Source organism: Streptomyces sp. SID14478, assembly GCF_010548525.1.
GTDB lineage: Bacteria > Actinomycetota > Actinomycetes > Streptomycetales > Streptomycetaceae > Streptomyces.
Map to the genome: position 1 here is coordinate 1 of NZ_JAAGMG010000326.1, position 874 is coordinate 874.

The 874-nt window shown below is 75.4% G+C and carries 1 protein-coding gene; it reads left to right on the top strand.

Features of this window, described 5'->3' with window-relative positions:
- Positions 1–14: 14 nt before the first annotated feature.
- Positions 15–874, top strand: an 860-nt coding sequence (locus G3I40_RS10885) for a glycoside hydrolase family 6 protein (RefSeq protein ID WP_164301957.1), incomplete at its 3' end; no start/stop codon positions are given.

An 874-nucleotide genomic window follows, 5' to 3' on the forward strand; every position in this document is an offset into this window, starting at 1 on the left:
CGATGCGCGCCGCCCTGGTCGCGGCCGCCTCGGCCGTGGTGGCCGTCGGGACCGTCGCCGGCCTGGTGAGCGCGCTCGACGACGGCCCGGACGGCAGTGACCGGGCACGGCCCACCGTGACCGGATCGCCCAGCGTCCTGCCGATGCCCGCCGTACCGAGCCGGACCACGAACTCGCCCTCGCCGAAGATGAGTTCACCGAAGCCGAACAAGGCGAAGAGGACGCAGAAGGCCCCGTCCGCGACGCCGCGGGCGCGCGGCGGGAGTCCGGCGCCGAACGGATCCGCCCGCCTGTACCGGCACGCCGACTCCCAGGTCCTGGAGTGGGTGCGGGCCCACCGTTCCGATCCGCGCCGCCCCCTGATCGAGTCCCGGATCGCCGACCGTCCCGCGGCCGTCTGGTTCGCCGACTTCACGCCGTCCACCGTCACGTCCAGGGTGCGCGCGGTGACCTCCCGGGCGGGCGCCGGGCAGGTCCCGGTGGTCGTGCCGTACGCGATACCCCAGCGGGACTGCGGCGGTGCCTCCGACGGCGGGGCCCCGGACGTGGGCGCGTACGACGACTGGATCGACAGGTTCGCGGCCGGACTCGGCGCGCGCGAGGTCGTCGTGATCCTGGAGCCGGACGCGCTCTCGCAGACGGAGTGCCTGAGCGAGGGGCAACGCGCCGACCGGTACGCGGCGTTGGCGCGCGCCGGGCGGGTCATGAAGGCCGCGAACCCGCGGGCGCGCGTCTACTACGACGCCGGGCACTCCGACTGGAACCCGGCCGCGACGCAGGCCGCGCGGCTGCGGGCGGCGGGCGCGGCGTCGGCCGCCTCGTCCGACGGGATCTTCACCAACGTCTCGAACTTCAACCGGACCTCGGACGAGGT